Source organism: Agrobacterium sp. CFBP2214, assembly GCF_030209895.1.
Taxonomy (GTDB): domain Bacteria; phylum Pseudomonadota; class Alphaproteobacteria; order Rhizobiales; family Rhizobiaceae; genus Agrobacterium; species Agrobacterium radiobacter.
Genome location: NZ_JARVRC010000018.1, coordinates 39,227 through 62,339, shown reverse-complemented (window position 1 = coordinate 62,339; position 23,113 = coordinate 39,227). Strand labels below are relative to the sequence as shown.

At 57.9% G+C, this 23,113-nt stretch carries 28 protein-coding genes and 3 pseudogenes; 10 read left to right on the top strand and 21 right to left on the bottom strand.

The window, feature by feature from the left end:
- Positions 1-8 precede the first annotated feature (8 nt).
- Together QRN60_RS24185 and budC are read left to right on the top strand one after the other, a co-directional pair.
- The gene (locus QRN60_RS24185; RefSeq protein ID WP_113100901.1) at positions 9-809 is read left to right on the top strand and encodes an oxidoreductase; all 801 of its coding nucleotides are present in this window, start codon (positions 9-11) and stop codon (positions 807-809) included.
- Between the two features lie 112 nt (positions 810-921).
- Positions 922-1,692 carry a meso-2,3-butanediol dehydrogenase gene (gene budC / locus QRN60_RS24180; RefSeq protein WP_112951126.1) on the top strand — a complete coding sequence of 257 codons (771 nt, stop codon included), beginning with the start codon at positions 922-924 and terminating at the stop codon, positions 1,690-1,692.
- A 55-nt stretch (positions 1,693-1,747) separates the two neighbouring features.
- On the opposite strand, the gene QRN60_RS24175 is transcribed toward budC, so the two are convergent.
- The 7 genes from QRN60_RS24175 to QRN60_RS24145 all read right to left on the bottom strand — a co-directional run bounded on the left by QRN60_RS24175 (position 1,748) and on the right by QRN60_RS24145 (position 6,765).
- Positions 1,748-2,182: a DoxX family protein gene (locus QRN60_RS24175; protein WP_060726566.1), complete on the bottom strand. Its 435-nt coding sequence runs from the start codon at positions 2,180-2,182 to the stop codon at positions 1,748-1,750.
- Between the two features lie 181 nt (positions 2,183-2,363).
- Positions 2,364-3,140, bottom strand: a complete 777-nt coding sequence (locus tag QRN60_RS24170) for an SDR family oxidoreductase (RefSeq protein WP_060726567.1) — start codon at positions 3,138-3,140, stop codon at positions 2,364-2,366.
- 11 nt (positions 3,141-3,151) lie between these two features.
- Entirely contained in the window at positions 3,152-3,598 is a 447-nt protein-coding gene (locus QRN60_RS24165) for an ester cyclase (protein WP_112951125.1), read from the bottom strand.
- A 25-nt stretch (positions 3,599-3,623) separates the two neighbouring features.
- On the bottom strand, positions 3,624-4,397 hold the full coding sequence (locus tag QRN60_RS24160; protein WP_087744425.1) for an SDR family NAD(P)-dependent oxidoreductase: 774 nt from the start codon (positions 4,395-4,397) through the stop codon (positions 3,624-3,626).
- Positions 4,398-4,470: 73 nt separating this feature from the next.
- Positions 4,471-5,079, bottom strand: a complete 609-nt coding sequence (gene wrbA, locus QRN60_RS24155) for an NAD(P)H:quinone oxidoreductase (RefSeq protein WP_060726570.1) — start codon at positions 5,077-5,079, stop codon at positions 4,471-4,473.
- Between the two features lie 165 nt (positions 5,080-5,244).
- Positions 5,245-5,841 (bottom strand): NADPH-dependent F420 reductase, encoded by a 597-nt coding sequence (locus tag QRN60_RS24150; RefSeq protein WP_113100900.1) that lies wholly within the window; start codon positions 5,839-5,841, stop codon positions 5,245-5,247.
- A gap of 27 nt (positions 5,842-5,868) precedes the next feature.
- The gene (locus tag QRN60_RS24145; RefSeq protein WP_113100899.1) at positions 5,869-6,765 is read right to left on the bottom strand and encodes a pirin family protein; all 897 of its coding nucleotides are present in this window, start codon (positions 6,763-6,765) and stop codon (positions 5,869-5,871) included.
- Positions 6,766-6,864: 99 nt separating this feature from the next.
- Between QRN60_RS24145 and QRN60_RS24140 the strand changes: the two genes are divergently transcribed.
- The gene (locus QRN60_RS24140; protein ID WP_060726573.1) at positions 6,865-7,779 is read left to right on the top strand and encodes a LysR family transcriptional regulator; all 915 of its coding nucleotides are present in this window, start codon (positions 6,865-6,867) and stop codon (positions 7,777-7,779) included.
- Between the two features lie 290 nt (positions 7,780-8,069).
- Here QRN60_RS24140 and QRN60_RS24135 read toward each other — a convergent pair whose 3' ends face one another.
- Both QRN60_RS24135 and QRN60_RS24130 read right to left on the bottom strand, forming a co-directional pair.
- Positions 8,070-8,300 (bottom strand): BrnA antitoxin family protein, encoded by a 231-nt coding sequence (locus tag QRN60_RS24135; RefSeq protein WP_060726574.1) that lies wholly within the window; start codon positions 8,298-8,300, stop codon positions 8,070-8,072.
- A gap of 254 nt (positions 8,301-8,554) precedes the next feature.
- Positions 8,555-9,166: a TetR/AcrR family transcriptional regulator gene (locus QRN60_RS24130; protein WP_060726575.1), complete on the bottom strand. Its 612-nt coding sequence runs from the start codon at positions 9,164-9,166 to the stop codon at positions 8,555-8,557.
- A 147-nt stretch (positions 9,167-9,313) separates the two neighbouring features.
- On the opposite strand from QRN60_RS24130, the gene QRN60_RS24125 reads away from it, so the two are divergent.
- From QRN60_RS24125 to vapC, 3 genes are all read left to right on the top strand, one after another.
- The gene (locus QRN60_RS24125) at positions 9,314-9,580 is read left to right on the top strand and encodes a hypothetical protein (protein WP_112978089.1); all 267 of its coding nucleotides are present in this window, start codon (positions 9,314-9,316) and stop codon (positions 9,578-9,580) included.
- Between the two features lie 360 nt (positions 9,581-9,940).
- Entirely contained in the window at positions 9,941-10,171 is a 231-nt protein-coding gene (vapB, locus tag QRN60_RS24120; protein WP_060726577.1) for a type II toxin-antitoxin system VapB family antitoxin, read from the top strand.
- Entirely contained in the window at positions 10,171-10,572 is a 402-nt protein-coding gene (vapC, locus tag QRN60_RS24115; RefSeq protein ID WP_112978088.1) for a type II toxin-antitoxin system tRNA(fMet)-specific endonuclease VapC, read from the top strand. The genes vapB and vapC overlap by 1 nt, the downstream gene beginning before the upstream one ends.
- A 12-nt stretch (positions 10,573-10,584) precedes the next feature.
- Here the strand turns inward: vapC and QRN60_RS24110 are convergent.
- Positions 10,585-10,803 (bottom strand): annotated as a pseudogene (locus QRN60_RS24110) (IS1096 element passenger TnpR family protein); the annotation flags it as partial.
- Positions 10,804-11,093: 290 nt separating this feature from the next.
- Between QRN60_RS24110 and QRN60_RS24105 the strand changes: the two are divergent.
- On the top strand, positions 11,094-11,435 hold the full coding sequence (locus QRN60_RS24105) for a hypothetical protein (RefSeq protein ID WP_080865217.1): 342 nt from the start codon (positions 11,094-11,096) through the stop codon (positions 11,433-11,435).
- Between the two features lie 284 nt (positions 11,436-11,719).
- Here the strand turns inward: QRN60_RS24105 and QRN60_RS24100 are convergent, their stop codons facing one another.
- A complete protein-coding gene (locus QRN60_RS24100) occupies positions 11,720-12,493 on the bottom strand; it encodes an SOS response-associated peptidase family protein (protein WP_087744416.1) in 774 nt (257 codons plus the stop codon).
- A 58-nt stretch (positions 12,494-12,551) separates the two neighbouring features.
- Positions 12,552-13,602: pseudogene (gene ligD, locus QRN60_RS24095) on the bottom strand (non-homologous end-joining DNA ligase).
- A gap of 268 nt (positions 13,603-13,870) precedes the next feature.
- On the opposite strand from ligD, the pseudogene QRN60_RS24090 reads away from it, so the two are divergent.
- Positions 13,871-14,083, top strand: a pseudogene (locus QRN60_RS24090) (damage-inducible mutagenesis protein); the annotation flags it as partial.
- Positions 14,084-14,097: 14 nt separating this feature from the next.
- On the opposite strand, the gene QRN60_RS24085 reads toward QRN60_RS24090, so the two are convergent.
- Together QRN60_RS24085 and QRN60_RS24080 are read right to left on the bottom strand one after the other, a co-directional pair.
- Positions 14,098-15,084, bottom strand: a complete 987-nt coding sequence (locus tag QRN60_RS24085; RefSeq protein WP_111829610.1) for an NAD(P)H-quinone oxidoreductase — start codon at positions 15,082-15,084, stop codon at positions 14,098-14,100.
- Positions 15,085-15,098: 14 nt separating this feature from the next.
- Positions 15,099-15,635 carry a hypothetical protein gene (locus tag QRN60_RS24080; RefSeq protein WP_087744414.1) on the bottom strand — a complete coding sequence of 179 codons (537 nt, stop codon included), beginning with the start codon at positions 15,633-15,635 and terminating at the stop codon, positions 15,099-15,101.
- 118 nt (positions 15,636-15,753) lie between these two features.
- Here QRN60_RS24080 and QRN60_RS24075 point away from each other — a divergent pair, with 118 nt between their 5' ends.
- Positions 15,754-16,668 carry a LysR family transcriptional regulator gene (locus tag QRN60_RS24075; RefSeq protein ID WP_111829609.1) on the top strand — a complete coding sequence of 305 codons (915 nt, stop codon included), beginning with the start codon at positions 15,754-15,756 and terminating at the stop codon, positions 16,666-16,668.
- A gap of 153 nt (positions 16,669-16,821) precedes the next feature.
- Here QRN60_RS24075 and QRN60_RS24070 read toward each other — a convergent pair whose 3' ends face one another.
- The 4 genes from QRN60_RS24070 to QRN60_RS24055 all read right to left on the bottom strand — a co-directional run bounded on the left by QRN60_RS24070 (position 16,822) and on the right by QRN60_RS24055 (position 19,198).
- Positions 16,822-17,655, bottom strand: a complete 834-nt coding sequence (locus tag QRN60_RS24070; protein WP_087744412.1) for an oxidoreductase — start codon at positions 17,653-17,655, stop codon at positions 16,822-16,824.
- Positions 17,656-17,702: 47 nt separating this feature from the next.
- Positions 17,703-18,008 (bottom strand): putative quinol monooxygenase, encoded by a 306-nt coding sequence (locus tag QRN60_RS24065; protein WP_087744410.1) that lies wholly within the window; start codon positions 18,006-18,008, stop codon positions 17,703-17,705.
- A 1-nt stretch (position 18,009) separates the two neighbouring features.
- Positions 18,010-18,675: an SDR family NAD(P)-dependent oxidoreductase gene (locus QRN60_RS24060; RefSeq protein WP_060726585.1), complete on the bottom strand. Its 666-nt coding sequence runs from the start codon at positions 18,673-18,675 to the stop codon at positions 18,010-18,012.
- 61 nt (positions 18,676-18,736) lie between these two features.
- Positions 18,737-19,198, bottom strand: a complete 462-nt coding sequence (locus QRN60_RS24055; RefSeq protein WP_060726586.1) for a VOC family protein — start codon at positions 19,196-19,198, stop codon at positions 18,737-18,739.
- A 117-nt stretch (positions 19,199-19,315) separates the two neighbouring features.
- On the opposite strand from QRN60_RS24055, the gene QRN60_RS24050 reads away from it, so the two are divergent.
- The gene (locus tag QRN60_RS24050; RefSeq protein WP_060726587.1) at positions 19,316-20,200 is read left to right on the top strand and encodes a LysR family transcriptional regulator; all 885 of its coding nucleotides are present in this window, start codon (positions 19,316-19,318) and stop codon (positions 20,198-20,200) included.
- A 31-nt stretch (positions 20,201-20,231) separates the two neighbouring features.
- On the opposite strand, the gene QRN60_RS24045 is transcribed toward QRN60_RS24050, so the two are convergent.
- The 3 genes from QRN60_RS24045 to groES form a co-directional block, all read right to left on the bottom strand.
- Positions 20,232-20,822, bottom strand: a complete 591-nt coding sequence (locus QRN60_RS24045) for a hypothetical protein (protein ID WP_087744407.1) — start codon at positions 20,820-20,822, stop codon at positions 20,232-20,234.
- Positions 20,823-21,091: 269 nt separating this feature from the next.
- Entirely contained in the window at positions 21,092-22,720 is a 1,629-nt protein-coding gene (groL, locus tag QRN60_RS24040) for a chaperonin GroEL (RefSeq protein WP_080865211.1), read from the bottom strand.
- A gap of 52 nt (positions 22,721-22,772) precedes the next feature.
- Positions 22,773-23,087: a co-chaperone GroES gene (gene groES, locus QRN60_RS24035; RefSeq protein WP_080865210.1), complete on the bottom strand. Its 315-nt coding sequence runs from the start codon at positions 23,085-23,087 to the stop codon at positions 22,773-22,775.
- Positions 23,088-23,113: the final 26 nt, after the last annotated feature.

Here is a 23,113-nt window from a genome sequence, read left to right as displayed (position 1 = left end):
TATATGAAATGAGCACGCAAAACCCTAGAGTCTGGCTCGTAACCGGATGCTCTACAGGATTCGGTCGCTACATCGCAGAACACCTGCTGGAAGCCGGTGAAAAGGTCGTGGTGACGGCTCGCAAGACTGACAAAATCGCGGATCTTGAGCAGAAGGGCGATGCCCTGATCCTCCCGCTCGACGTCATCGATCGGGATCAGTGCCAAAAGGTTGTTGACGCTGCAGAAGCGCACTTCGGCCAGATCGACGTCCTGATCAACAACGCCGGGATCGGTTTCTTTGGCGCTATTGAGGAAACAGCAGAAGCCGACGCTCGCCGCCTGTTTGATGTCAATTTCTTCGGTACTGCCAACACCATCCATTCGGTGCTCCCGCATATGCGAGCCCGTCGCAGTGGTACGATCGTCAATCTGACATCAATCGGCGGCCTGGTCGGCTACACGGGCGTCGGCTACTACTGCGCCACCAAATTTGCCGTGGAAGGCCTGTCGGATACGCTCCGAAAAGAAGTCGCCCCGCTCGGGATCAACGTCATGACCGTCGAGCCAAGCGCGTTCCGGACGGAATGGGCAGGCTCGTCGAACGAGGTCTCCGCGTCCATTGATGATTACGGCGCGACAGCGGGCGAGGCGCGTCGTGCTTACCACGCATCGGTCGGAAAGCAGGCCGGTGACCCCGCGCGCGCGGCGAAGGCGATCCGGGAAGCCGTGCTGGCGCAGCAGCCTCCGCACCATCTTCCGCTCGGCAATGATGCCGTGGACGCAGCCCTGAAGAAGGCTGACGATCTCAAGGCAACCGTCCTCGCCTAGGAAGCTTTGTCTCGTTCCGCCGACTTCCCGACAAACTGAACCAATCCAGTCAGACCCAAACACGAAACCAACACTGCCGCGGCCTTCGCCACGGAGAATGAAGGAGTGTGTCATGTCAAAGCGATTTGATGGAAAAGTAGCAATCGTAACGGGCGGGGGTTCCGGTATCGGCGCCGCCATTGCCAACCGGCTTCTTGAGGAAGGAGCGTCCGTGATGATCTCCGGGAGAACCGAGAAGCGGTTGTCGGAAGCTGCCTCGAAAATGCCGGCCGACCGCAGTGGCATCTTTGTCGCAAATGTTTCCTCCCGGCCGGACTGCGACGCGCTTGTCGCTGCCACGGTTGAACGGTTTGGCCGCATCGACACTGTCGTCAATGCTGCGGGCATGAATCTTGTCGGCACCATCGAGGAGACGAGCGATCAGGATTGGGACGAATGCATTGCCTCGGACCTTTCCGGCGTCTTTTACATGAGCCGAGCCGCGGTTCCGCATCTCAAGGAGACCAGGGGTTCGATCGTCAACATCGGCTCCGTTTCATCCCTTGGTGGCGGCTGGAGCCATGCAGCCTATAACGCTGCAAAGGGTGGGGTTGCGAATTTGACCCGCTCAGCAGCCTGTGACCTCGGCAAGTTCGGTGTCAGAGCAAACACAGTGGCACCCGGGCTTACTGTCACGGGAATGGTGGATGCTATCATGGATGACGACGCGCTTCTCGATAAGGCGTGGGACCGGATCCCGTTGCGACGGGCAGGCCAACCTGAAGAGATTGCCTCGGCGGTTGCTTTTCTTGCCAGTGATGAAGCTGCCTGGATCACCGGAATTGTCCTGCCGGTCGATGGGGGGCAGACCTGCACGGATGGTGGCCCGGAATGGGGAAAGTAAAAACACGAGAAGCCCGGACAATGGTCCGGGCTTTTCCTTTGATCGTGTGCTTCGCTTACCGGCGGGCGTCGAGGCTGTAACGACCCGCGCCGAACGCCACGACCTGCAGCAGACCGCCGGCCATTGCGATGTTCTTGAAGAAGTGGATGAACTGGTTCAGGTCGCTGAGATTGTTGTGGAACGTCAGTGCCGTCGCAACGCTGAACAGGGCAAGGATCAGGGCGACGATGCGGGTCTGGAAGCCGAGGATCAGGGCAATGCTGCCCAGGAGTTCAGTCGCGACGGCTGCGCCGTAGGACAGCGGCGGGAAGGGCAGGCCAACCATATTGATATAGCCGATCGTCCCAGCCGGATCAGAGATCTTGCTGATACCGGACAGAAGGAAGATTGCCGCCAACAGGACACGGGCGGTGAGAGGCGTGACGCCGTTGATGAGGGCCGACTGGGAAAGCGTTTCAACGCGGTGAGCGATTGCATCGGAATAAGACATGGACGTTCTCCTTAAGTTTGGGGCGTAGCCACCGTGGCTGCGTCGTGAGGAGAAATTGCCATCATCCGTTCAAACGAAAAAGCTGGATAATATCGCAGATTATCGTCGATAAAATCGAATGATGAAGACAAAGAAAAACCCGCGCTTTTGAGGGCGCGGGTCCGACTGGAGGGTCGAGAAATCAGATAACGGAGAGCAACCCTCCATCCACCAGGAGCGCGGTGCCCGACACATAGCTCGACAGGTCCGAGCCAAGGAAAGCCACAGCATCTCCGACTTCCGCCGGTTTGCCAAGCCGGCGAAGCGGCGTCCTCTGGCGAAAGCCCTCGGAGGCCTGGGTGATACCGGGGCTCGTGCGAAGAAGCTCCGTGTCTATGGTGCCGGGTGCGACTGCATTGACGCGGATACCGTCGGGGCCAAGAGCGTCGGCCAATGATTTGGCCATCAGCACAACGCCGCCCTTGCTGGTCGAGTAGGCGACAGTGATGCCGGCGCCAGAGATCCCGCCCATGCTTGCCATGAGGACAATGCTTCCCTGCTTGTTGAGCGCTTTCATCTGGCGCGCAGCTGCCTGCGCGCCAAACAGCGGGCCATCGAGATTGACAGACATCAGGCGGCGGTAATCGTCTTCCGGAACCTCAGCCCCGTCTGTCTTCAGCGTAATGCCTGCATTTGCGACCATGACATCGACGCCGCCGTATTCTTCTGCCGCCGCAACCAGGGCGTCGTTGTCAGCCTTGCGGCTGACGTCTGCTTTCACGAAAACGGATTGCGCCCCCAGCTTGCGGATCTCGGCGGCAGTCGGTTCCCCGCCTTCGCGCGGTGCTTCCACGACGTCCGAAACGATAACTGCTTTGGCGCCATGTTCGGCAGCCCGGATGGCGATCGCACGCCCAATGCCGCTCGATGCGCCGGTTACGACGACGACCTTGCCGTCGAGAATGTTACTGATGCTCATTGTGGTGATCCTTAATGTTCCGGCACTTTGGGGGCCGAGGAGGGCAGGGCGTCTAATTGCTGCAAAAGATAATAGAGGTTGGCGACACCCCAGTGTTCGGTGATTTTGCCGTTGCGAATGCGCATGGCGTCGACAGTTTCGAACTTAATCCGGCGGCCTGTTGGCGCGATCCCAAGGACGACGCCCTGATGCGTGCCGTGATAGGTCTTGAAAGTCGTCACGATGTCGCCATCGACCGCTTGCCAGTGAATTTCGGCGTGGAAGTCCGGGAAGGCTTCCCGCAGCGCGTGGTAAAGGCGACGCGCTCCTTCCTTGTCTGGCGTCCCGCCTGGCTGCGGTGTGTGGTCCAGAAAGTCGTCGGCGAAAAGCTCGTCAAAAACTTCGAAGTTGCCGCCAGATTGCACTTCGAGTGTGTTGCGGCGGACGACTGCTTTCAATGCTTCAGCTTGGTCTGACATGGGATTTTCCTTTCAAGGTTCGGTGTCAGAGTTCAAAACCACCGATTGTCATGCCGCCGTCGACGGTCAGCATGTGTCCGGTGACATAGGAGGCGGCGTCGGAGGCAAGCCAGATTGCCGCGGCCGCGATTTCCTCCGGCCTGCCGCCGCGTTTGGCGGGAATGGCATTTTGAGCGAGTGCCGCAAAAGCCGGGTTCTGCCGGCTGTTTGCCGCGACCATGGGCGTTTCCGTCCAGCCGGGCGCGATCGCGTTGACGCGGATGCCGTGCGCTGCATTCTCCATTGCGACAACCCGGGTCAGCCCGTGCACGCCGTGCTTGGAAGCAGCGTAGGCACTCATGCCTCCCGGTCCCGTCAAAGCGGCGACGGAAGCCGTGTTCACGATTGAGCCACCACCACTACGCGTGATCAGAGGGATCTGGTATTTCATCCCGAGAAAGACGCTCTGCAGATTGACGGCGATGACCCGCTGAAAGTCTTCCAATGGGTAATCTTCAATCCGCTTTGCAGGGCCGGTTATCCCGGCATTGTTGAAGGCCGCGTCGAGCCGACCGGATGCAGCGTCGATCTGTTCGATCCATCCGACGACCTGAAGTTCGCTCGCGACGTCCAGTTCGGTTATGATCGCACGGCCATCTTCGGCGCGGATGAGATCTGCCGTTTGGGTGAGCCCGTCGGTATCGCGATCAGCCAGATGCACTGTCGCGCCGTGGCGCGCGAGCCCAAGTGCTATCGCCCGACCGATCCCGGAGCCTGCACCGGTGACCGCGACGACCTTGTTTGAGAAAAGCGAGGACATGACCTCTCCTTGCCAGCCGATCGCAATCGGCTGGTCTGGTTGGAGCTGAGTTTTAAGAGTGAGTTAGGCGGGTTTAGTTGCGGGCAGCGACGAGAGCAGCTGCAGTGCGGGCGACGATCTCGCCCTGATGGAAGGCACCGGCGAGATCGATCTGCGAAGGCTGGCGCGACCCGTCGCCACCGGCAACTGTCGTTGCCCCATAAGGAGCGCCACCAACAATTTCTTCACTGCTCATCTGGCCCTGGTGGCTATAGGGCAGGCCGACAATGATCATGCCAAAGTGCATGAGGTTGGTGATGATCGAGAACAGGGTGGTTTCCTGTCCGCCGTGCTGAGTGCCCGTCGATGCAAATGCTGCGCCCACCTTGCCGTTGAGAGCACCCCGTGCCCAAAGGCCACCGGCCTGGTCGAGGAAGGCCGCCATCTGCGACGACATCCGGCCGAAGCGTGTGCCGGTACCGACGATGATCGCGTCATAATCCGCCAGCTCCGCTACCGTCGCGATCGGTGCGTCCTGGTTGATCTTGAAGTGAGCCTTTTCGGCGATGTCGAGCGGGACTGTTTCCGGGACACGCTTGATTGTTACCTCCGCGCCGGCGCTTCTTGCGCCTTCTGCGATCGAGCCTGCCATTGTCTCGATGTGGCCGTAGGACGAGTAGTAGAGGACGAGGACCTTGGTCATTCGCTTTGCTCCATTAGGATGGTTGAATTCGATGAGGCAACATGTGTTTTTTCATCATTCGATAAAAGCTGCATAATTCTGTCTGTTATGTTCGATTTTATCGATCGATTGCGGCGCCAGAGATCCAATGTTGCTTTCCCCGTGTTCGCTCTCTGTGGAACGATTTCAGTCCTTCAGCAGGTTGAGCGCGACCAGTGCCTGCCCGAAATGCTGAACTGAACCGGAGGCTTTGAAACTACCAAGGTCGGACGGCGCAAAGCCCAAAAGAGCGATCAGGTCTGCGACCTTCTTGCTGGCCTCTGGAAAGTTACCTGATAGGAAGAGAACGCGCTTTCCACTCGCTTTCACCGGATCAGCAGCCAGAACGGCGGCCGGGAGGGTGTTGAACGCCTTCACGAGCTGAGCGCCTGGGAAGAGATCGGAGACGATTTCCGAAGACAGCCGGCCACCCAGGTCACGTGGTTTGAAAGCAGGAAAGTCGATAGCATTTGTCGCATCGACTATGGTGTGGCCAACCCAGGCTGCCTTTCTGCTGGCGACTTCCGGCACGGCGTCGTAAGGCACGGCCAGGATGAGGACGTCCGACTGAAGAGCCTGATCAAGCTCGACCGCTTTCACTTTGGCGCCAAACTTGTCGCTGATTGTCCGAAGCGATGCCGGACCGCGGGTGTTGGCGATAACGGCATCCACGCTCGCGGCATAAAAACGTTCAGCAAGTGCAGAGCCGATCGCACCAGAGCCGATGATTGCATAGGTCGTCATGGTAGTTCTCCTTGATTGTATTGGGTTTCAGTTGAAGTTGTCGGGTAGGGGAATAAATTCGTCGTCGCCCGGCACGCCGGGGAATTGCCGCTCGCGCCACAGGTTGGCCGCATGGCGAATGCGCTCCTGGTCCGTGGCTACGAAATTCCAGCGGATGAACCGTTCTTCAGGGAGCGGTTCGCCTCCGAAGGCGAGAAACCGGGCTGGCTCGTTCGCCTTCACTACGATCTCCGCGCCTGGTTTGAACACGATAAGACGATCCGGCCCGTAGGTACCGTCCTGCCCGATGATCTCGATTGCACCGCTGACGACGAAGATCGCTCGCTCGATATACTCACCGTCGATCCTGTAGCGTGCTCCAGCCTCTAGCTGGATTTCTGCAGAGAAGAGGTCAGAGAAGGTGCTGGCAGGTGATCGACGTCCGTGCAGCTCGCCGGCGAGAAGCTTCATATTGATACCCTCACCATCGCTCGTTGGCAGTTCATGGGCGCCAAGGTGCTGGAAGAGCGGTGCAGTCTCTTCCGATTGCTTGGGAAGAGCGATCCAGCTCTGCAAACCCGTGAGTTTACCCCCTTCGTTGCGGACATGTTCCGGCGTCCTCTCGGAGTGAACAATGCCGGAACCGGCGACCATCAGATTGACTTCCCCGGGGCTGATCGACTGCACGTAGCTTTCGCTGTCACGATGCAGCAGCTCACCTTCGAGAAGGTAAGTGAGTGTTGAAAGGCCGATATGTGGGTGAGGGCGGGTATCAATCCCTTCTCCAGCACCAAACCGCACGGGCCCGAAACTGTCGAGGAATATGAATGGCCCGACCATTTGGCGCATAGCCGCGGGCAGGGCTCTTCGGACGGAGAAGCCTCCTAGGTCTCGGGTCGAGGGCAGAATAACCTGTTCGATGTCAGCGTTAGACAAATAGGACATTGTCAGCTCCGGCGGTTGAATTCGATGGAATGAAGATAGGTCCACTAGACGTTTCGGAGAACTCAGATAATTTCGGCGAAAACGTTCGAGGAATTAGAAATGTCAGACCCCGGCCAACCAACGCTTGATCAGCTCAAAGTTTTCATCACGGTCGTCGAGACAGGCAGCTTTGCGGCGGCGTCCAGGAAGCTCAACCGTGCCACGTCGGTGATCAGTTACACGATTGCCAACCTCGAAGCTCAGTTGGGGGTCACGCTCTTTGATCGGCTCTCGACCAAGAAGCCGCAGCTGACGTTGGAGGGGAGGACGGTCCTCGCCGAAGCCAAGAGCGTCGCCCATGGCATCGACAATCTCCGGGCGAAAGTAAAAAGCATGCTCCGCGGCGTGGAGCCGGAGGTGCACCTTGCGCTGGACGTTATGCTGCCGGCGGCACGCGTCATGGATGCGCTGAAGGCGTTTCGAAAAGAGTTTCCAAGCGTATCTCTTCGGCTGTATGTCGAAGCCTTGGGCGCCGTGACGCAGATCGTGCTCAATCGAACCGCCGCGATCGGCATCAGTGGCCCACTCGATGTCGAAATTGCGGGCCTTGAGCGCATCGGGGTGGGCTTCGTAAAGCTGATCCCCGTCGCCTCGCCGGATCATCCCCTCGCGGGCGGCTCTCATCCCCCGGGTGCCGCCCGAGGCCATATCCAGCTGGTTCTGACAGACAGATCACCTCTTACCCAAGGGCACGAGTTTGCTGTCGTCGGGAACCATACGTGGCGCCTCGCTGATCTTGGCGCGAAGCACATGTTGCTCAAGGAAGGCATTGGCTGGGGCAACATGCCCGAACCAATGGTGAGAGATGATATAGAGGCAGGCCGTCTGGTGCACCTTGATCTCCCCGATTGCAAGGGCGGTCCTTATCGCCTTCAGGCTGTTTATCGAACGGACACTCCTCCAGGACCGGCCGCCCGCTTTCTTATCGACCATTTCCAGAGCCAAGATATCGATGATCCGATAGCGGCTGGTTAAAATTCTGGAAACACGCGAGCGAGAAGTTTGACGTGTCTCGATGCAGTATACAGATCACCGGACCCCGCATCGCCCGGGGGACGTAAATGTTGCCGTCAACCAGATGGCGTGTACGCTGGCGGTCGCAAGTCGACTCTCAACCAAGAAATACAGCGCAAATCATTTTATGGTTGCGACCCGCCGGACCAACGCGGTGAGGACGAGTACTCAGCGATCACCGAAAAGCAGCATGTTATCAGGTGCTTAGCTGATCTATTTCATGTGTCGAAGGTTCGCATCCTTTCAGGTGCTTAATCGGACACATTCATTGCGGCTCGCAAGGTATCGTTGATGCGCTCTTGCCATCCCGGACCGTCCGCCTGAAAATGCGCAAGGACATCGCTGTCGATCTTTAAGGATACAAGCTCCTTGGTGTTGGGGATTGCAGGCCGTTCAACGGCTGGCGCTGCGACCTTCTTCGCCGGTTTGAACAGCGCCTCGGCTGCGTCTTTTGGATTGGATGGTCGTCGGGGTGTTGCCATGGTCATATATCCTCTTGTGTCGTGCGCTTGAACAGCGCAGACGGTCAATTTCTACTTTCAGGCCGTATGTTCAAAACAGCGGTGGTCGCACCCCACATTTAGTGGACAGCCGAAAGAACGCAATTGCTGCTGATAAACTGGTCAGCCGCCCCTCAATCCCGAAGAGAACGCATATCGCGAAGGTTACTCCAAGTTAGCCAATCAGCATGCTACCTTCGCTCTTTCAGTAGCACTTCCTCCTTGCACCACCAGGATCAGGCAGAAGCCTGTGCACCTAGACCAAACGAGACCATCGCCGCTTCACAAGCACGCGTAAACCGCATCGACGGACCTTCTTTGCCGGCGGCAAGTTTGCTGACGCGTGCTCCCTCCAACAGCATGGATAGCGTATCAGCCAAAAGTTCAGGATCGCTTACACCTGTCGCACGACAAAGATCGGCGAGCCGGGAATGCTGTTCCATCTTCAACGTTTCTATTATCGCATGTGCAGGGTGTCCTTGCTCCTTCAACTCTACCGCAGCATTGGCCAAATCGCATCCATAGGGCTCGCTGGAAAGACATTGTGCGCGCGCTTTAACCCATGCCGTGAGCTGAGCCCTCGGGTCGCCCGGGTTCTCTTTTTCGAGATCTTCCCAGGCCTTATTGAGCGTTCGAGAACTGTGCTTGAGTGCTTCACACACAAGATCGTCCTTGGAACCAAAATGTCGGTATAACGTCATCTTGTTGGTCGAGGCGGCTTCGGCAATGGCATCAACACCGATGCCGCGTATCCCATGTTCACGAAACAGTTGACAGGCCGTTGACACAATCCGGTCACGAGGTGGGATTTTCTGCTCAGAAGCACGATCAGATGTTTCGGATTTCATGAGTTTAATTTTTACCCTCAAGCGGTGTTGACATGCGTGTTACCGATCGGTAACTATTCAAATGTTACTTACCGGTAACACCTTGGCGCGAGCCCGTCAAGCAATCGCCCGCTTTCAGAGCCTGGGAATTATCAAAAGGAGACTGAGATGAGACACACGATAGACGAGATGACGCTCGCCGAGATTTTTGCAGATCCACTGATTCGTTCAGTCATGCGCGCCGACGACGTGGGTCTGGACGATTTCAAAGAGTTGATGCATTCGGCGGCGACGTCCTTGACGACACGCAATGGCGCAGCATTTGCTGGACAGTTTGAAACGACCGGGTCTTCAGCTTCATCGAAGCGTGCACTCGTAACCGCCATGCAGCCCTTGTTCGCAGGTTTCTTTAAGCCTTGCGCTGCCCATATGTGAATGTGGCCTGCATCACCATCCCGCAATTCGGGTTTAACCGCGGTGATACAACATGGCCCCATTTCCAGACATCCGTTCTCTCCAGGGTATGTAGAAGCGTACGTGAAGGGCTCATCGCTCCGCCCGGTTTGCAGAGGTCGAATTGCACTAGACTTGCTGAATTCGCAAATACAATTAGCCCAACATGAATCGCTGTCGCATAGAAGACGGGCTGAAGGTTCGTATCAGTTCAAGGCGAAGACGGCTGGTTGCAATGCTGATCGCATGTGCCTAAGACCTATGCTGTATATCCCATTGACATATCCCAAGCGAAGAACTATATGGGCTACGTCGTTATCGATGCAATTCGGAGGCATGCATATGGAGCAGGGTGCAGTATTCCAGAGCAATCGGAGCCAGGCAATACGTTTGCCAAAGGCGGTCGCTTTGCCCGATGACGTAAAGCGTGTCGATATCGTTGCGGTGGGACGCACTCGCATCATTGCACCAGTCGGTGAGATCTGGGACAGTTGGTTTGAAGGAGCGGAGGCGACATCCGACTTTATGATTGAGCGTGAGCAGGCTGCTTCGCAGGAGCGCGATGCATTCTAATGCTGAAGTATATGCTGGACACCAACATCTGTATTTTTACGATCAAGAATCGACCTCAGCAAGTGCGCGATGCATTCAATCGCTCACATGATCAGCTTTGCATCAGCTCGGTCAGCCTAATGGAATTAATTTACGGAGCGGAAAAGTCAGCCAGTCCAGAAAAGAACCTTTCCGTTGTGGAAGGCTTCGCAGCGCGTCTCGAGGTGCTCTCATACGATGAATTGGCAGCAAGCCATACCGGTCAATTGCGAGTCGAACTGGCGCGCAGTGGAGCTCCGATCGGTCCATATGATCAGCTGATTGCTGGGCACGCGCGCTCGCGCGGACTGATTGTGGTTACCAATAATCGCCGTGAATTTGATCGCGTACCCGGATTACGAGTGGAAGACTGGACTGTTTAGCTTCAAATATTGATCACCGCCGGATTTTCGTAAGCATTCAACTGCCGGGTCGCGCAGGCCGCCGATGCGGAATTCATAAAGATGATAATTCCACCATTTGAAGGCAGCCTGAATACTAAGATGCAGATGCTCCAGGTTCCAGTGCACCGGCAGGACTAACTGACGCCAGACCTCCGGGTCAAGCTCGTCGATGGAAACCCTGATCTGCACAGCGTTTGCGGCTTTAAACATTCCACGAATGAACACGGTAGCGGGAAGACCGTCAATGTGTACGATTGGCTTGTCCCTGACAACCATCTGCCGCTTGTGCAGCCGTCCGTGCACACTATCTCTGGCGTAAGCCAGAACTGGAACATTACCATGGATCAACGCGGGGCCGACATGCTGTCGGAGTTCTATATAGAAATTTTTCCGCCCGACCGCGAAGAGACATGCGCTTCGGATGCAAGGACCTGCCCTTGTTGTCTAAAGCTGCGGCCAGCCTCGAGCATGGATGACGATGGCTGCGGGATCTGTGACGAATGCCTGGAACCATGAACGACGTCGGCGAAACGCCGTCCCCTGTTCTGGCGATGTTCGAAGACGCGCTTGGCAGATTGCCGGACGGCTATGTCGACGGAAGTTTTAGCGGTCGACCATGGGGCGTGACAGTCAAGCGGTCGCAGGATGGCAAACGGGCCTGGCTTTATGGCGAGGAGCACGGCGGAACGGAGATCGTCAGCTTCAATCTCTATCGACTGGCTGGGCCGGGTGCGATCCTGAAGCCATGCGAAATGTCCTCCACCAAGGTTATTCAATTCGTTCTCGGTTTCGAACCACTTTGCCGAGGACGCGTCGCTTGTCTGAAGGTGGCAAGAGAATAAGCACGCGCTTCATGTTGCATTGCAATATACGCATGGCTGCGCTGCGATCTGAACGCTGGCGATCGAGGCAGCTTCTGCTATTTTCAGATCGTCGAAGCGATGCACCTCCTCCCGCAAAGCTTCGTATTATCGGGCGACCCACTCCTCCTCCTCCCAAGGGGCGCCTGACGGAACAGCGGCACTCCTCCTCCCAGCCGTTGTTCATCATTTCGGAAAGCCTGTCGCACCTCCTCCCGCGGCAGGCTTTTTCGTTTTTTGATTGTTTCAAGCTTTGTTTTCAGGCGTCAAAGCAGACTGCCCTGTTCCACCGGCTTTCCGGATTTGGACACGATGGTGGATCCGTACGGTTCGCGGGACGAGATGATCAGCGCATCATTCGGTAACCGACGGGCCAGTCCCTTGGGCTTTTCCCATGACGCCCGCATCCAGGTTTCCGTCTCTTTCTTCGTCAGCAGAAGGACAGGCATGGCCTTGTCGTGGATTGGCTTCACGAGATCGTTGGGATCCGTGGTCAGAAAACCATAGAGATCGTCGGTCGTGAGCCCGTCTCGAACCTTCCGGACGCTTTGCCATTGCGGCACATGGATGCCGGCAAAGAACATCAGCGATTTTGCCTCATCGCGGGCAAACCAGGCATTGGGCACAATGCCACCATCCTGTTTGCTCGCCGGATCCGGCTCGGCAAAGCTGGTGACAGGGACGAGGCAACGATGCTCCACGCCGAACCATCGCGTCCAGTGCGGGAAATTGAGCTTGCGCACGTTTGTCGTGCCGCGGTCGGCCTCCATGCGGATCAGCTCCTCGAGATCAAATGGCTTGCCCTTGGCCGCGAGCTTCTCGGCTTTGCCTTTGGCTGCTTTCTCCAAGACGAAACGAGGGGAGGGCAGATCCCATCGCGCATGCACAAGCTGCTTCTTGCCTTCCGCCGTGTTGCGGACGATCGGCCCCATTTGGTCGGGGTTCATCTGATAGGCTGGCATCAGGTTGATCAGGCTTTCGGCGTCCTGAGCCCATTTGGAGACCCAGTCCTTGTCTTCCATCCGATATAGATTGCACATGGCAGCAATTCCTCCGTTGCGACCGAATGCAGTTGTGTGGTGAGTTCCGCCTGCGTCGCTAGTCGAGCTTGTAAACATCGGCATTGTCTTGCCGTTCCCGCAAGCCCTTATAGGAAGAATGGCGTAGCTTGCCGTCGGCCGTCCAGGCCCGAAACTCGATCTCGGCAATCAAAGTCGGCGCGACCCAGACGATGTCCGCCTTTTCGGCATTGGCAACAGGCGGCTGCTTCCGCTTCCAGCGCAGCTTGTCCAGCATCTTGCGCAGCCTGATCATCTCGGCTTGCGTGAAGCCCGTGCCGACGCTCCCGACGTGAACGAGTTCGTCGCCACGATAGGCAGCAAGAACCAGCGAGGCGAAGCCAGCAGACGATGCCGTCGACTCGTATCCCACGATCATAAAGGCTTCGCTCTCAACGCACTTAATCTTCACCCAATCGCCGGTCCGGCCGGAACGATAGGGTTGATCCAGTTGCTTGCCGACGATGCCCTCGAGGCCAAGGCTGCCAACGTGTTCCAGCAGGATCGCGGGATCGGCGTCAATGGTTTCCGAAAGGCGGATCGCGCCGTCGTGCCCCTTCAGCGTATCCTCGAGAAGATGCCGGCGCGAACGGTACTCCACGTTGCGCAGGTCATGGCCGTCGAGATAAATAAGATCGAACGCGTAGAGGATGGCGTCCGAAGCTCGGTTGCCAGCCGTCTTTCCAGACGCACCCAACGATTTCTGCAGCAGCCCGAAATCCGGCCGCCCTTCATCGTCAAGCACAACCGCCTCGCCATCAATGATCATCGTTGCCGGGCCCAAGCGCCCGGGCAGCCTGCTCGATCGCCGGAAACCGGTGCGTCCAGTCATGGCCACCACGCGTGAGGATGCGGACCCCTGTCGGCTCGATATGGATAGCCAGGCGATAGCCATCCCATTTCAGCTCCCAGCTCCATTGGTCGCCTTGTGGAGGACGCGCCTTCAATTGGGCGAGCGCCGGCTCGACGCGATCGGGCATCGGATCAAACAGCAGCTGTGGCTGTGCGGGATTGCGCTTCCGACGCGGCTTTGACCGTAGCGGAGCTTCGGTATCACGAAGGAGCGGCTTTGATCTCGGTGGCTTCGTCATTGGGAGAGTTCAGCACAAAAATCTTAAGAACATTGTGACGTCTTCACTCCATCCCCGCTATCCACCGGGCGAACCCAATCACCCAAGAGGCCCGCAAAATTTCTTTTTCCCGTACGCGCTTGATTACGCTTCGAATCTTCAAAATCGCTAATGCTGGGATAATATTCCTCGCTTGACTCTTGTGCGCCATAAGAACAAACAATGAACAAATAGCCCATACGACATGATGTCGATCCTCTGAACACGACCTTGAAGGGAGCCGTGAACGATGACTGCTGCCCGCCAGAGGGTGATCTGCGACTTGCGCGACAGCATCGCGTCAATGGAAGGAACGTCCGCTAAACGGGCCGGAACGCTTTCCTTCGGCGTTCCCAAGATCGATGCAACCCTGCCTGGCGGGGGTCTTGCCTATGGAGCGCTGCATGAGTTTGCGGGCGGCGGTTCGGGCACCGTTGACGGCGCGGCTGCTGCCCTTTGTGTTGAACCATTCCGGCATCACTCATGAAAATCGCCAAGAACGATTTTGCCGAACACTCCGCCGGCTTCCATCCGGCGATGGGCATCCGATGTAGCTGAAAGCGGATACAGTGCCCCGACAACGGGCTGAAGTTCTTTGCCCATCATTGGCAGCACATCGTCCCTGAACCGGCAGATCATAGCTCTCTTTTCTGAGCGCGATCTGGATTTCATGACTGTGCCCAGCAGTTGCAGATGATTGTGAAGAACAGTCCCGAGAGGAATGATGGCATCGCCATCGCGGCCCAACAGGCCGACTTGGACAAGCCGGCCACCAGGCGCAAGACTACGGATGTTGCGGGCGAGGTAGGACCCGCCGACAAAGTCGATGATCAGATCGGCACCATGCGAGGCGGTCACGTCGATGATCTCTGCCTCGAAGTCAACGCGCTTGTAGTCGAAGACGGCATCCGCGCCGAGGGCGAGTACGTTTTCGACGTTGTTTCCGGATGCAGTGGCCAGCACTGTGGCTCCGACGGCTTTTGCAAGTTGGACAGCAGCCGATCCGATACCGCCTGCAGCAGCATGGATGAGAACAATCTCTCCCTCCGCGACCCGCCCGAGATGTGCCAGCGCCTCCCAAGCTGTCACAAAGCTCTCCATGACTGCGGCTGCGTCCGTGAACGACATGCCGGCCGGGATGGCTGTTGCCATTCCGCTGTCGAGGCGCGCATACTGGGCATAGGCGCCGCCACCGACGATCCCCATGACACGGTCGCCAACGGCAAAGCCGGTTACTGCGTTTCCTGCATCCATCACTTCTCCTGCGACCTCGAGGCCGAGGACGTCACTGTCGCCGTAACTCTGCGAGCCATAGACGCCTTCACGTTGAAGAAGGTCGGCGCGATTGACACCTGCCGCCATAACCTTCACCAGAAGGTCGTCGGGACGCACTTCAGGCATGGGTGCTTCGGCAAGCCGTAGAACATCCGAGCTTCCGAATTCATCAAAGACGATCGCTTTCATCGCATGTTCCTCCCTTACTTCGAAAGCGCGCGCCGGGCGATGCTGGCAGCGAACAGTGGCGTTTCGCGGCTGTTGTGGTCACCACCTGCGGCCTGACGGGCGGCTGCAGCATCTTCGTAAGCGACCCCATGGTCTTCAATGAACTTCATGAACGCATCGGTTGGATGCGCTGTGACCTTGTTGGTGTAGCGGGTCCTGCCGTCATCGATTTTCTCAGCGATCAGTTCCCAGACGACATTGACCTGAGTTCTGCCACTGGCGGTGAAGACATCCGAGATCGAGTTCATCCGGCAATAGGTTGGTTCGGCGGCTTCGGCCACATAGTGCTGTACCACCAGGCCTGAGCCGATCTGCTCGACATTGATCGACATCCGACGGCCGTCATCAGTCCAGGTGACGCCTGCGGCAATATGGTCAGGCGGGCAGCAGCGAAGATATTCCGCTTCGGGTAGGTTGAAGAGCCAATCGGCAATGTCGATCTTTTCGAGCGGAATGTCCATCTCTGCGGAATAGGCGGATTGTGAGAGAATTGTATCAAGGATCTTGACCATAGGTGTGTTCCTTCTGTTTGGTGAGCAAAATTGCCCGTTGACGAGAAGGAATGTGCTCCTGATGATCTTGGATGATAACCAACTGAATGGTCGGAACGGTTTTGCGTCGTAGGCAAAGATGAGGGATCCACGCTTCGCTGAACATCTGGCGGTATACGTCGACGTCGTCCGCGCCGGCAGCTTTTCAGCTGCGTCCAGGCGTCGGGCTGTCACTCCCTCGGCTGTTGTGCGACAGATCGATGCGCTCGAGCAGGATCTGGGGGTGCCTCTCCTTGTCCGCTCGACACGGGCACTGTCATTAACGGACGCGGGCCGTCACCTCTTCGAGCGTGCGCAGCGCCTGCTCGACGATCTGGCCGATACGCATGCCGAGGTGACGGCATTCGATAGTGAGGTCAGTGGCACTTTGCGTATCGCCTGCTTCCCGACCTTCGGAAAGCGGTATGTCATTCCTGTCTTGGCATCGCTTGCACGGCAATATCCAGGCTTGCATGTTGAGCTGGACTTGACCGAACGACTGGCCGACCCGGTTGCGGAGCGACTTGATCTGGTGGTGAGAATGGGGGAATTGCCCGACAGCACGTTGATCGCAACCAAACTGGCACCCCTCGACCGGATACTCGTGGCAAGCCCCGCCTATGTTGAGCATCACGGCGTGCCGGAAAGCGAAGACGAGCTTCGCAATCATAGCCTTCTCGACAAGCTCCATGGCAACGATCTTCTTGAGTGGTCTAGCATTCTTGGCGCGCCGACAGGGGAAGCGTGTGAGCGCGTTGTATTCCGGTCCGATGATTTTGAAGCGCTGAACGGGGCTGCACTAGCGGGGATGGGTGTGGCGTTCCTGCCGAGCTGGGTATCGGGACCTTCGGTGAAGGTGGGTGATCTTGTACGCCTACCGCTATCGGGCGAAAGATGGAATGAAGCGGCCACCGGAATTTATCTTCTACGCGCGCTTCAGGTGCCATCTGCCAAGGTCAAGGCATTCACACTAGCGTTGAAAGATCACATTGGGACGCCACCGCGCTGGAGCTGAGAGGCGTACAGGCGAGAAACGCTAATTCGCAGAGGTTTTTGGCCGACGCCGCGACCAATAACGGCAGGTCCTTGCGTGCAAATCTGCTCAAGGCGATGGGAGGCCCGAAAGCGGCCTCCCATCGGACGAAGTTTAACCAGACGAGCATCGTCATTAGTCAACGGCGAAGTCGGTCGAGACCGAGACGGTGCGCCATTCGGAGAGGATGGCGCGGTCCTGTGCATGCTTCTTTTCGATCGCTGCGACGGTATCGCTACCAAGTGGCAGGCGCACCGGCGGATTGGGAGCGTCAGCGAAGGCGATCAGTGCCTCTGCCAGTTTTTGAGGATCACCAGGTTGGTTATGGCTGAGACCGGCCGCTATCGTGCGTACCTTGCCGACAGTCTCTGCATAGTCGCTGATGATGTTGCCGCTGACCGACAACGAAGAGCTGTCGAGAAAATCCGTGCGGAAATATCCCGGCTCGACGACGGTGACATGGATGCCAAGTGGCGCGAGTTCGTCATGCAGTGCTTCGCTTAAGCCCTCGACGGCAAATTTGGTCGAGGAATAGACACCGAAGCCTGCTGCACCACGATAACCGCCGATCGACGAAATATTCAGGATGCGGCCGGAGCGGGCCCGGCGCATGAAGGGCAGCACGGCGCGCGTCACGTTGAGGAGGCCGAAGACATTGGTGCGATAGACAGCCTCTATTTCGGATATTGTCGCCTCCTCGACAGCGCCCATCAATCCAAACCCGGCATTGTTAAGCAGGATATCGATGCGGCTGAAGCGATCGATCGCGGCTTTCACAGCTGCGGTCGCCTGTTTGTCGTCTGCCACGTCGAGGGCGACCGGAAGCAGGTTGGGGTGCTCGCCGAACCGCTGGGCGATCGCCCTTGGATTGCGGGCAGTGGCGATGACGGCGTCGCCCTGTGCAAGAGCGCGTGTGGTGATGAGGGCGCCAAAGCCACGCGAGGCGCCGGTGATGAACCAGATTTTCATGAGGGTGTCCTTGATGTCGGATTGATGGGGAAGTGTTGGACCGGGCCTCAGGGACGCGGCGATGTCATGGTGCAGAATGTAAGTTCCATCTCGCGGGCCAGCAGGTCCGGAAAGCGCGCCATGACGGCTTTGGTGTAGGGCTGCTCAAAATGCGCATCGAGATCGGCGCGTGATCGCCAGTTCTCATAGAGAATCCAGATGCTGGGATCGTCGCTGTCGCGGTGCAGGTGATAGTCGATCGACCCCGCCTCGGCGCGGGTCGGGGAGACGAGAGCCTGCAACGCTTCGCCAAGCATCGCGGCACAGTCCGGTTTGGCCGTCAGTCTGGCAATCAAGGTCAATGTTTCGGTCATGTCAGTCTCCTTTGAAGGCGTCTGCGGGGTAAACGGCTTCCCAGCCTGCGGTCGGGTTCGTTGCCAGCGTCCAGATCGTGTCGGCGGCCTCTCTTGCTTCTGTTGATCCGGGGCCGACGAGCGTGGCGATTGTCGCCACCGCGATGTGGATGCCGCGTTCGGCCAGAGGACCAGCCAGGCCCTCGACGACATTTCGCAGCGCAGCCTTGCCAAGCCCGAGGCTGGCATAGCCGGCATGGGGGGACACGGCGAGGCCGCCACCTGTGACCAGGATCGTGCCGCCGCGCGCACCGAACAGCTCGACGGATGCCCGGATCGTGTGAAGGCCGGCAGCGACATTGATGGCAAGGTCGTCCGTGACCTCATCGTCGCGCATGCTGAACAGATCCTGTTCGCGCACGACTGCCGCATTGAAAAGGATCGCCGTCAGGCCGCCGGTGATGCGGTCACCCTCGGCGATCGCCTTGCGCAGTGCGGCCGGGTCGGTCGCATTGGCTTGCAGAGCGGAGACCTGGAGACCTTGCCCGGAAAGGGCGGCGGACAGGTCGGCCAGGCGGTCGGCATTGCGCGCGGTCAGCACGACATGCCAGCCTTCCCGACTGAATTTTTCCGCAACGGCCTGGCCGATGCCAGGGCCAGCGCCAATAATCATGATGGAGTTCGTCATGGAATGTTCTCCTGATGTGCTGGCCACCCGATGGCGGGGTGGCCAAACGGGTGGGAAAGGGTTACGGCAGGACTTCGGCCAGTTCGATCAGATTGCCGTAGGGATCGCAGAAGAAGGCGAGGCGGCGGCTGATTGCCAGAAGCTCGAACGGCTCGGTGACGATGGTCACGCCGCGTGCCCGCAGCTCCTCGACGGTGGCATCGACGCTTTCGACATTCAGGCAAAAATGATGGTAGCCGGCATATTTGAGGCTATCGCCGAGATCGGTATAGGGGCGGACATCTTTCGGCGACGGATCGCCGCCGCCCAGGATTTCCACATAGAAATGGTCGTCCGTAGCAGGTGCAAGATAGGCAAGCTGCTCGTCGGCATAGTCCCATTCTGCAACGACGCGGAAATCGAGCTTCTCGACATACCAGCGCTTGGCGGTTTCAAGGTCCGGCGTGCGCACCGCAACGTGATGGCCACGCATGTCGGCGAAGGGCGATGCAGTGTTGTGGGCGGGAGGAATGAAGTCGGCCATTGTCTTGTCTCCTGTGTGGTCCGGCACCAGCGCCGGTTTGCGAGGAGAAATCTGGACCTTTTCAGCAATGAGAATTAGAGAGATAATCTTCCTCTCAATGATGAGTGAGGTTTGACAATGCGCAGTACGGATCTCTCGGAACTCGCGGCCTTCGATGCGGTCGCCCGTCACCGCAACTTTCGCCGGGCCGGCGAAGAGCGCGGGGTGACGGCTTCAGCGATCAGCCATGCGGTGGGCAATCTCGAGGCGCGCGTCGGCATTCGCCTGCTCAATAGAACGACGCGAAGCGTGTCACTGACCGATGCCGGCGCGATGTTGCTTGCGCAACTGTCGCCGGCCTTCGGCGAGATCGGCTCGGCGCTCGATGCGTTGAACCAGTTTCGCGATACGCCATTTGGCAAGGTTCGCATCAACGCGCCCAATTCGGTCGCACCGTTCGTTTTCCGATCGGTCATTGGTCCGCTCATCGCAAAAAATCCTGGACTCCAGCTGGAAATCGTCGCCACCGACCGGCTTGTCGACATTGTGGAGGAGGGGTTCGATGCCGGCATCCGTCTCGGCGAAAGCCTGCGCGATGGCATGACGGCTGTGAAGATCAAACCGCGGCTTCGGTTTGCCGTCGTGGGCTCAACAAGCTATTTCGAGCGTCATCCGCTCCCTAAAACCCCGGAAGATTTGCGTCGTCATGTCTGCATCCGCAATATCTATCCAAGCGGCAAGCCATACGCCTGGGAGTTCAGTCGCGCCGGCAAGATCATCGAATTCGAGCCGACTGGGTCTCTCTCGCTCGATGACCATGAACTGATGGTCGAGGCAGCACTTTCGGGCGTGGGGCTGGCTTATGTCTGGGAGGAACGGGCGCGTCCCTATGTCCAGAACGGCAGCATGATCGAATGCCTGGCATCCTGGAGTGCGCCCGAGGACTGGCTCTATCTCTATTACCCGACGCGAAAATACCTGTCGGCTGGCCTGCGCGCCGTCATCGATGCGCTGCGTGTGTGAAGGGACTGGCGCACCAACGGTTCGATTCCTGTCAAGAGACTAAGAGACGCACGACAGCGCCACGATGTTTCGCAGTCTTATCCGGTGACTGCTTGCCATCTCCGACAGCACGATCCAGGGTAAAACTCATGGTCTCGCTTATCTTGCCGAGGGTTCCGTCTTTCCGGAATCGCCTGCCAGAAACCACAAACGTGACGCGTTTTTCGATAGAGTAGAGCGAAATTGACTCTGCTGAAATACGCGTGAGCGCTCCGTTCTGCTGTGACGCAACGATATCGCCAGGTCTGACACCGAGAACGGCTTGCGCCAGCTGTGATCGCTCAGCTTCGATTTGTTGTTCCCAGCGCTCCAGATCAGTTTCAATATGGGCAAATGCTTCGCGGGCGGCCTGAAACGGACGCTCGGGCCCAAACCGGATCCGATCAGCCATGGCCAAGTTCTCGTTTGGAACCGACCTGTCCAGGGCACAAGCCGCGTTGGTGAACATCTCGAAGATGCGCTCGGCCTCATCGAGCGCCTGCAAACGCGACAGATAGGGTTTGACTTTTGCTTCGGAAATGGCAGGCGGCAGTACCCTGTCCTCTTCTCCATCCAGAAAGTCGATCGGCATGACGTCACGCAATTTGATCTTGCTTGTCGAGTGTCGTTCCGGCGGGTTTTCCTCACGCCACGATCGCCGATACCATTCTATCCAGGCAGTATCTGACGAAATGCACAGGTAGCTGTTCAGAATGAAATCTGATTCCGGCTGATAGAGATGGGTGCTTGAGCGCGCGCGACCTCCATGACGACACTCGCACACAAGCGTACATCTTCTTTCGAAATCGGTACTCGCACTCCCTATCTCCCAAAAATGGCCCACCCCACGAATGGGGCAGGCCACAGCTCACCCTAGAAGTCCATACCTGGACCAGCGGGCAGGGCGGGAGCGGCGTCCTTCTTTGGCTTTTCGGCAATCATTGCTTCCGTCGTGACCAGGAGGCCGGCAACAGAGGCCGCATCCTGCAGGGCGGTGCGAACCACCTTGGCCGGATCGATGACCCCCTGAGCATAAAGATCACCATACTCGCCGGTCTGCGCGTTCCATCCGAACGACAGCTCGCTCTTTTCCCGGAGCTTGCCAACGATAATCGAACCTTCGGCGCCGGCATTTTCAGCGATTTGACGCACAGGTGCCTCGATTGCGCGGCGGACGATATCGATACCGACCCGCTGATCGTCGTTGGCAGTCGGGAGGCCGTCCAACGACTTAACCGCACGTAGCAAGGCTACGCCACCGCCAGGCAGAATACCTTCTTCGACGGCTGCGCGGGTTGCATGAAGGGCGTCATCAACGCGGTCCTTCTTCTCCTTCACCTCGACTTCGGTGGAGCCACCCACTCGAATGACGGCAACACCGCCAGCGAGCTTGGCAAGGCGTTCCTGCAGCTTCTCGCGGTCGTAGTCGGAGGTAGTCTCGTCAATCTGGGCGCGGATTTGCGCGACACGTCCGTCGATCTCGGCCTTGGAGCCGACGCCGTCAATGATCGTCGTGTTTTCTTTTTCGATCGCCACCTTCTTGGCGCGGCCGAGCATATTCAGCGTGACGTTCTCCAGCTTTATGCCGACGTCTTCGGAGATCACAGTGCCACCAGTGAGGATAGCGATGTCTTCGAGCATGGCCTTGCGGCGATCGCCGAAGCCTGGCGCCTTTACCGCCGCAATCTTGAGGCCACCACGCAGCTTGTTGACGACGAGGGTCGCGAGCGCTTCGCCTTCGACGTCTTCAGCAATTATCAGCAGAGGCTTGCCGGACTTCACCACCGCTTCCAGCACCGGCAGCATTGCCTGGAGATTGGAGAGCTTTTTCTCATGGACGAGGATATACGGCTCTTCGAGTTCGACCCGCATTTTATCTTGATTGGTGACGAAGTACGGGCTGAGATAGCCACGGTCGAACTGCATGCCTTCGACGACCTCCAGTTCGGTCTCGGCGGTCTTTGCTTCTTCGACGGTGATCACGCCTTCGTTGCCGACCTTTTCCATCGCTTCGGCCAGATACTTGCCGATCTCTTCGTCGCCGTTGGCCGAGATGGTGCCGACTTGGGCGATCTCCGAATTGCTGGTAATCTTGCGAGCGTTGGCTTTCAGCTCTTTAACGACTGCATCCACGGCCATATCGATGCCGCGCTTCAGGTCCATCGGGTTCATGCCCGACGCAACCGCCTTGGCGCCTTCCTTGACGATTGCCTGGGCGAGGACAGTTGCAGTGGTGGTACCGTCGCCGGCGAGATCATTGGTCTTTGATGCCACTTCGCGCAGCATCTGCGCGCCCATGTTTTCGAACTTGTCTTCCAGTTCGATTTCCTTGGCGACCGAAACGCCGTCTTTGGTGATGCGTGGCGCGCCGAACGACTTGTCGATGACGACATTGCGGCCCTTCGGACCGAGCGTTACTTTTACCGCATTGGCGAGCACGTCGACCCCACGCAGCATGCGCTCGCGCGCATCGGTGTTGAATTTGACTTCTTTCGCAGCCATTTGTTCACTCCTTCAATAGGCAGCTTTTTGACTGATGGGCGGCAGTGCGTGATTACGCAGCCTGCTTTTGCTCGGCCTGGGCTTCGATAATGCCCAAGACGTCGCTTTCCTTCATGATCAACAGGTCTTCGCCGTTGATCTTGATTTCGGTGCCTGACCATTTGCCGAACAGGATGCGATCGCCGGCCTTGACGTCGAGCGCCTGGATCTGACCGGCTTCGTTGCGCGCGCCAGTGCCGACGGCGACGACCTCGCCCTCGGAAGGCTTTTCCTTGGCGGTATCCGGAATGATGATGCCGCCCTTGGTCTTTTCCTGGGATTCGACCCGGCGGACGAGAATACGATCATGAAGTGGTTGGAACGACATGTTTTCCTCCATTGGACAAAAAAGAT